General features: G+C 67.4%; 7 protein-coding genes and 1 pseudogene. 5 read left to right on the top strand and 3 right to left on the bottom strand.

What is annotated here, in order from left to right; translation table 11 throughout:
- Positions 1-305: 305 nt before the first annotated feature.
- The 4 genes from ACIQAK_RS32865 (at position 306) to ACIQAK_RS32850 (ending at position 3571) form a co-directional block, all read left to right on the top strand.
- Positions 306-896, top strand: a complete 591-nt coding sequence (locus tag ACIQAK_RS32865) for an NUDIX domain-containing protein (protein WP_366392963.1) — start codon at positions 306-308, stop codon at positions 894-896.
- 193 nt (positions 897-1089) lie between these two features.
- Complete coding sequence (locus ACIQAK_RS32860) at positions 1090-1896, top strand: class I SAM-dependent methyltransferase (RefSeq protein ID WP_366392962.1); 807 nt, start codon at positions 1090-1092, stop codon at positions 1894-1896.
- A 393-nt stretch (positions 1897-2289) separates the two neighbouring features.
- A complete protein-coding gene (locus tag ACIQAK_RS32855; RefSeq protein WP_366392961.1) occupies positions 2290-2526 on the top strand; it encodes a DUF397 domain-containing protein in 237 nt (78 codons plus the stop codon).
- Positions 2527-2617: 91 nt separating this feature from the next.
- Positions 2618-3571, top strand: coding sequence for a helix-turn-helix transcriptional regulator (locus tag ACIQAK_RS32850; protein WP_366392960.1), 954 nt, complete (start codon positions 2618-2620; stop codon positions 3569-3571).
- A 1-nt stretch (position 3572) separates the two neighbouring features.
- On the opposite strand, the gene ACIQAK_RS32845 is transcribed toward ACIQAK_RS32850, so the two are convergent.
- Both ACIQAK_RS32845 and ACIQAK_RS32840 read right to left on the bottom strand, forming a co-directional pair.
- Positions 3573-4364: an SAM-dependent methyltransferase gene (locus tag ACIQAK_RS32845; protein WP_366392964.1), complete on the bottom strand. Its 792-nt coding sequence runs from the start codon at positions 4362-4364 to the stop codon at positions 3573-3575.
- Positions 4365-5247: 883 nt separating this feature from the next.
- Positions 5248-5388, bottom strand: a complete 141-nt coding sequence (locus tag ACIQAK_RS32840) for a hypothetical protein (RefSeq protein ID WP_366392959.1) — start codon at positions 5386-5388, stop codon at positions 5248-5250.
- Positions 5389-6152: 764 nt separating this feature from the next.
- Here ACIQAK_RS32840 and ACIQAK_RS32835 point away from each other — a divergent pair.
- Positions 6153-7084, top strand: a pseudogene (locus ACIQAK_RS32835) (ATP-dependent DNA ligase).
- Between the two features lie 82 nt (positions 7085-7166).
- Here the strand turns inward: ACIQAK_RS32835 and ACIQAK_RS32830 are convergent.
- On the bottom strand, positions 7167-7382 hold the full coding sequence (locus ACIQAK_RS32830; RefSeq protein WP_366392958.1) for a DUF6207 family protein: 216 nt from the start codon (positions 7380-7382) through the stop codon (positions 7167-7169).
- Positions 7383-7639: the final 257 nt, after the last annotated feature.

The following is a 7639-nucleotide window of genomic DNA, read 5'->3' as shown; positions in this document are numbered from 1 at the left end:
CCGGCCGCGGCCCCGGCGACCGTTCCGGCCACGGCGGCAGCAGCGGTTCGATCAGCGCCCACAAGTCGTCGTCCACGATCCACGGCCGAGTGCTCACACCATCACGAACGGCCGAATCGTCAGATCGGTCACGCCCCACCAGGACGATTCAGCAAGATCGTGTTACGAGCTCTATGCCTGACGACACCCAGCAGGCGATCCCAGCCGTCCCGGCGGCCCGAGACGCAGCGCCTGAGCACCACATGCATCTGCTCGGGCGGTATTACCGTCAAGTGGAAGCGGGGCGTAAGACGATGGAAGTGAGAGTGGCCTCCCCGAGCAAGCGCGACATCGCCGTCGGCGACACGGTCGCCTTCCACGACCGGGACACCGGGCGGGACCTCGACGTCATCGTGCAGCGGGTCAGCACGTACGCCTCCTTCGAGGACCTCCTTCGCTTGGAGGACACAGCGCGCATCGACCCGGACGGGCCGCTCAGCGAGCTGCTCACCAACCTCCGCGGGATCTACTCACCGAGCAAGGAAGCCCCCGGTGTACTTGCTCTCGCATTCGATCACCGCCCGGCCCGGCCCGGACGGCCCATGCCGATGATGGCCGAGGAGTATGCGCAGACCGTCCCCCACCACACGGTGTACGGCTGCCTCTACATCCGCGACGAGCACGACCGGCCCATCCAGCTCCGCTCGGTCTACGGCTCGAGACTCTGGCAGTTCCCCGGCGGCAACTTGGACGCCTCGGGTGAGGATCCCCTGCAGACCGCCCGGCGGGAGGCGGTCGAGGAGGCCGGACTCGAACTCGCTCCCAACACGCCGCCCCTCCTGCTGACGCACTTCCTGCACGCCGGGCCGCGACTGCCGCTCAACAAGGTGGGCTCATCTTCGACGGAGGTCAGCTGACCTCCGAGCAACTCGGCCGGATCCGGCAGAACACGACCTCTGGGCCGTCCATGATCTCGCGACCTGGCGGGAACTGATGGCGCCGCGCGCCTTCGGCCGCCTCGACGCCGTCGAGCGAGTACAGCGCGGCGAGGGCCCCGCCTACCTGGTCACACACACCTGACCCCTGAACACCGCCCACCAGGAGGCAAACGTGCCCGTCGAGGACACCAACACCCGGGCCTGGCGAATCTACGGCCAGCGCCAACTCGGGCGCGCTTACACCCCGCCCGTCCCCGAGCGGCTGGATTGGACGCCCTGGGAAGGAATCGGCCCCGGAGCAGAAGTCCTCGGCGACGTCTCGGGCCGCCGCGTCCTGGACATCGGTTCCGGGGCTGGCCACCACGCCGTGCGACTCGCTCAGGCACACGGAGCGCGCGTCATCGGCATTGAGCTGTCCCCGACCCAGCACGAACGTGCCGTCAGCGGCCACGCGAGCGTGGACGGTGTGGAATTCGTGCAGGCAGACGTGGCCGAGTACCTCACTACTACTGAGCCGTTCGACGCCGCGTACGCGATCGGGACGCTCGCCTTCATCGACCCGCACCGCTCGCTGCCTGCATTGCGCGACGGCTTGCGTGCCGGCGCCCCGCTGATCCTCTCGCTCCTGCACACCGACCTGCACGGGCGCGGACCGTCGACGGCAGTGGCGCCGCGCGAGCAGATGATCCTGTTGCGCGACGACCCGCCCCTGCCGACACAGATGTGGGTCCTGGCACCGCAGTTGTGGGAGAACCTCCTCATTGAGTACGGCTTCCGCGTCGAGGCCGTCGACCTGTTCCCGCACCCCGACGAGAGCACCACCGTCATCCAGCAGCTCCTCCGCGCCAGGCGCCTCCCCGACCGGCCAACGCGCATCTCCAGCCGCGCTCGCAGCACCCAAGCCCCACGGCGCTCCGGCCCAGCCGCCCGGATCACATGGACCGATCCGCCAGGAACGGTGACCGGGGCTCAGCGCTAGCAGCAGGACACCTTCATGATCGCGGTTACCCGCACCCTTATCGCGAGCAACCGGGGCAGCCTTTTAGCACACCCAGATCTGTTGAATGATGAATTCCTTCTCCCTACACCGGCCCGCGCCTCCCCCCGTTCCCCACCGGGCAAGTCCAGCCAATTTCGGCGACACCAGGAGGCTCCGGCACCGAGCCGGGAATTAAGCATACTAATGCTTTCCATCTCGGTGACACCGCCCTTTCGGGGGACTCCCTCAGCGCCTTCCGGGATCTAGGATCTCACTCGTTATCAACGGCCAGTGAAATTTTCATCGGCCCGCGAAAAGAGCCGGTTGGCTCGATGCGACCGGGGCGATCGACGGAGCGTCGGCGCAGTTCAGGAACGGAAGGGGCAATTTTTCATGCAGGGTTTGCACAACGGGATGGCTGCCAGTTCGATCCCCGGGGCTCGATGGAAGAAGTCGTCGGCCAGCGATGACGCGATCAACTGTGTCGAGGTATTCGTGGCGGATGAAAACTATGTCGCCGTACGGGACTCCAAGGCCCCGGACGGCCCGGCGCTGGTGGTCGGCCGCAATGCCATGTCGGCATTCTTCGAGGGCGCGGGCAGGGGATTTCTGGGCGGGCTGACTGTCTGAAAAGTACCGGCCAAAGGTTGCTCCGGGAGTGGCGGCTTGCTCATTCTGAGCGTGCGGCGGCAAACTGCCGTCAACGCGCGAGGAGTTCACCATGTCCGGCCGGATCCTGGCCCTAGTGGGCCAGCAGGAGCAGGGGCCGCCTGCCACCCCGCAGGCCGCAGCACGGCTCGTCGGAGCCCTGCTGCGGCATCTGCGCATCCAGCGGCGCCTGAACCTCGCGCATGTCAGGGACGCGGGCCACGGGTCGCCGGCCACGCTGAGCCGTATAGAGCGCGCCCTGGGCGACCAGCTCAACGAGCAACGCGTCTTCGGCCTGCTCGACCACTACAACGCTCCGCAGGACGTCATAGACGAGGTGGCAATCCTCCTGCGGCAGTCGCACGGCCAGCAGTGGTGGTCGAACTACTCCGACGTCGTCGGAGAACTCCTCGCCGGCGTCCTGGCCATGGAGGCCACCTCCAAGGTGATCAGGATCTACCAGGAGATCAACATTCCCGGCGTCCTGCAGACCACCGCCTACGCACGGGCACTGATGGCGGACTACGCCCGTGCGCAGCACGACCCCGACGTACGGCGCCGGCATCAGGACCTGATCGACCGGCGGCTGGAGATGCGCCTGATGCGTCAGCGCCTGCTCGATCAGGACGACGCCCCGATCATGCACATCGTCATCGCCGAGTCGGTGCTGGCCAAGGAGATCGGCGGCGCCATGGCGATGCGGGAACAACTGCGCAGCCTGTTCAACGTCGTGGAGAACAAGCCGAACGCCCACATCTACATCCTGCCAGGGAGCGCGCTGCGCCGAGGCTCGCCGCTGCACCCGGCGATGACCCTCTTCAAGCCGTACGAGAGCGAGACCGGGAAGGCCGTCTACCTGGAGAACAAGAACCGCGGCGGCGAGTTCCTCGTCGACCCCGCGGAGGTGGAGACGTACCAGGCATCGATGGACGACTGGTGGGAGCGCGCCCTGTCCAAGGAGCAGACGCTGGAGCGGATCCAGATGTACATCGACCAGCTGGCGGCGGCGCCCGAGCCGGAGGTGTAGGTCACGGGATGCGGGCGACCGCGCCGTACTCGATCCACTCGTCGGTCTTCCGCCGGGGGGCGAGGTCACTGTCGGGCAGCCACCGGGAGACTTCGACGGGGGTTGAGGTGCCGACCAGCTCCAGGCCCTCGAAGAAGCGGTCGACCTCTTCCGGCGCCCGCACCCTGCCCCAGTGCCCGTCGGTGATCCCGTGCATGAAGTCGGTGATCTCGGTACGGAGTTCGAGATCGGGGCTGGTGAGCTGGGAGATCACCATGTAGCTGCCGGGCGGGAGACGCTCCGCGACGGCGGCGACCAGCGCCCAGGGATCGTCGCGGTCGGGAATGCAGTGGAGTACGGACACGAACAGGGCCGCGACGGGATTATTTCCGCGGGTAAGGCGGCGCACTTCCGGGCTGGAGAAAATGTTCTCGGTGTCGCGGAAATCCGCGTCCAGCACCGCAGTGGTCCGGGGGTCCTCGGCCAGCATGGTGCGTCCGTGCGCGATGACCATCGGGTCGTTGTCGACGTAGACGACGTGGCTGTCGGGATGGTTTTCCTGTGCGACCTGATGAACATTCGGACGCGTCGGCAGCCCCGATCCGTGATCCAGAAAATGTCGGACGCCGTGCTCGCGGGCGAGGTACCTCACCACGCGCACCAGGAAAGCCCTGTTGGCCAACGCGAGGGCCCGCGTGCTCGGAGCCATACGCAGCAGCTCATCGCACGCATCCTGGTCTACTTTGTAATTGTCAGTGCCGCCCAATAAGTGGTCATACATTCTGGCAACACTGGGCCTGCTGATGTCGACGATGGGTCACTCCTCACACTCCGGCCGCACGCGTCTCCCACAGGACGTCGCAGCCCCCGACGGCGGATCGCCCATGCTAGAAGGGCCGCCGAGACGTGGGCTACCCGCATCCACGAACGGGCGAAACGTTCCGACGCGAATCAGCCAGGCCGCCGAACTCCTGCGCTCCGGCGCACTCCCCCGCGTACCGCGGCCCGCACTCACCAGAGGCATATTCATCAGGATGACCGCTGAGTGATCCTGCGCAGCGCGTGAGAGCGGAGAAGCTCGAATCCGGGCCCGTCCAGCCCCATGGCGCGCGCGGCTTCGGGGGCCGGCAGCCCGATGCGATAGCGGAGCAGAAGAGCGTCAACTTCACGCGGGCCGATAATACGGCGCAGCCGCCGTACGGAATGTTTGTGGTGTGGGTCACACTTGGCTGAGAGCAGCCCCCAGGCCAGGGCCGCCGGCGCGGCGCTCTGGAGTACGACATCCCACTGGGGGGCAAGGTCGCCCAGGGCGCTGCGGGCTATATCCGCGCCGAGGCGGGAGGAGCCTGCCGCCACGGTGCCGAAGATCCGGTAGACGGGCCAATGATCCCGGCAGAACGCTTCGTAGGCGAGCGACGTCCGCGAGAGGGCCGGGGTGATCCCCCTTCGGGGAGTGCGGACGGAGTTGGCTACCTGTGCGAGAGCACCTTCGGCGCGGGCCGGCATGTCGTACGCCTCCCTTGCATGGAGTGACCGAGGGATCACCGCAGCTCACCACCGGTGGAGTCTGCGGCGGGGCCGACAGTGCGGCGCACCGGCGGCCGAGAGAGGGGATCGGCGATCGGCTGGCAGCGGCCGACCCGGGGCTGCCGGACCGCTCCCGCGCAGGAGCGGTCCGGCAGCAGGTTCGACGGGCGTCAGCCGCGCCGCCACGCCCGGAGGTATGACACGGTGCTGCGGTCGGCCCACGCCACCGCGATGAGCATCATCAGCACCTGCGGATGCAGCGGGTCGGTGCCAACGACGGCCGCCAGGAACAAGGCCAGCTGGAGCAGCAAGCCGAGACGGAGCGTCGCCTGGAAAGCGCAGCTGACGGAAGTTTACACAAGGGCTGCGAACGGAATGCTAGCCTCGGGATTTGCCGGAATAATCCTCGTGATTTTCCGGCGAACGTGCTGAAACAATTGCCTGCCCCTTGGTGTGTTGTTGATCCGGCACGGCGGGAGGGGCTCCGACGCCGACGGCCAATCAACTCGGAGCCTTTTTCCGTGCCTTCCCTCGGAAGCTAGCCCAGGCCCGTCCTGGACCGGGGTGACTGAGACGGATGAAAGCGGACGGGGAAAATCCGCAAGGCACGCAGTCACACTCCTCGACGACTACCTTTCCGACCGGACAGCGACTCCTTCGGAGAACTGACGACCGCTTTTGACCGAGTGAGTTCGCATTCTGCGGCAAGGCGGTGAAAACACCACCCGCCTTCGGTTGACAACGCCACCCATTTGAGTGACCAAAGGCGCACGAGGTGGACGTTGCTGGAATTCACGAGACTTACGCCGCGCACTGGGCCGACCAGTGGTGAGACCTCGGGTGGATGCAGCGGAGACCACAGAGGGCGAGTATGGGAGGTACGGGTGGGCGTCCTCCGCGCCCCGCAATCCCGTCCGCGGCGCACCGGCACCATGGCGGCCGCAGCCTGGAGCGGGTTTGGAGGTTGATGTGCCGAAGCCCTGGTGGGCGGTAGAGGAGCACCGAGCAGGAAGTCGGCAAGTGGAGCGCGCCGTGAGGAACCCATTCCGTGACTGGCCTCCCACGACTCGACCCGATGCTCGCCACCCCCGGGCGCCTCCCCTCACCCTCCGCGGATTCCTCGTACGGGTTCGAGCTGAAGCAAGACGGCCAGAGGTGTATGGCCTACGCACCCGGCGACGGGTCGGTGCGCTTGCGCTCGCGGTCGGGTGCCGACATCACCGCCGCCTATCCCGACCTCTCCGGCCTGGGCGTGGCGCTGGGCTCCCGGCCCGCCGTGCTGGACGGGGAGATCATCGCGCCGGACAGTGAGGGCCGCGCCGACTTTCAGCGGCTGCAGTCACGGATGGGGCTGGGCGGCTCCCCCGCCCGGGCTGCCCGCGTAGCGAGCCGGTTCCCCGCCCACCTGATGCTGTCGATGTCCTCTTCCTGAACGCCGAGAACCTGACCCGCACGGTCTACTCCGAGCGCCGTGCCATCCTGGAGGACCTGGACCTGACCGGCCCGAACTGGTCGACACCGGCGGCCATCGTCGGGCATGGGCAGCAGGCTCTGGAGATAACCCGATCCGCCGGCCTCGAAGGGCTTGTCGCCAAGCGTCTCACCTCGCTCTACCAACCCGGCGTACGGTCCCGGTCGTGGATCAAGATCCGAAACGTGAAGACCGCCGACATCATCGTCGGAGGCTGGCTCCCCAGCCACGGCAGGCTAGCCAACCTACCCGGCGCCCTCCTCATGGGGCAGCCCGCATCTGGCGGCCTCCAGTTCGTCGGCAGCGTCGGCACCGGCTGGACCGACGCCGACGGGACCCACCTCGCCGCCGTTCTCACCGACCTGGCCACCGGGACGTGCCCGTTCACCGAATGGCCCACGGTGACCGGCGGACGGTGGGTAGCGCCTCGCCTGGTTGCCGAGGTCCGCTACACCATCCGGACCCGAGCCGGACGACTCCGCCAGCCGTCCTGGCACCGGCTGCGGCCAGACCTCACCCGCGACGACCTGCAATGACCAGCAAGGCCCGAGGAACCGCCACCCTGTGCCCACTGGTCAGCACGGGTCGGATCGCCGACGTCCAGCAGGCCCCGCCCGTCTACTGGCCCTCGGTGCCAGCCCGCCGAATGTCCGCGTACACGCGGCCTCTGATCCCGGGGGCGCCGGGATCGCGCCGCAGGGCCGACACTCCGGACGTTGCCCAGCGCCGACCCAGCTCCGCCATCACCTGGTGAGCAGTCTCCTCGTCGGCCGCAGCGATGTCGAACACCACCAGCCCCGACTCGCTGAGATACAGCTCGTCGATCTCCTTCACGCCTACTCCTGACTCCGGACGGGGCTTCAAGCCTCCGGGCTGATCCTTTAATGAAGACGGGTTCCGTTAAAGGATCAGGGTCTAAGAGCTCGTAACACGATCTTGCTGAATCGTCCTGGTGGGGCGTGACCGATCTGACGATTCGGCCGTTCGTGATGGTGCGAGCACTCGGCCGTGGATCGTGGACGACGACTTGTGGGCGCTGATCGAACCGCTGCTGCCGCCGTGGCCGGAACGGTCGCCGGGGCCGCGGCCGG

Origin of the sequence: Streptomyces sp. NPDC088706 (genome assembly GCF_044752765.1) — a bacterium.
GTDB lineage: Bacteria > Actinomycetota > Actinomycetes > Streptomycetales > Streptomycetaceae > Streptomyces.
This window is presented reverse-complemented; position numbering and strand designations above follow the sequence as displayed.

Coding starts and splice junctions, on each gene's coding strand:
- ACIQAK_RS32855 (WP_366392961.1), top strand. CDS start 2,290: ATGCAGGGTTTGCACAACGGGATGGCTGCCAGTTCGATCCCCGGGGCT.
- ACIQAK_RS32850 (WP_366392960.1), top strand. CDS start 2,618: ATGTCCGGCCGGATCCTGGCCCTAGTGGGCCAGCAGGAGCAGGGGCCG.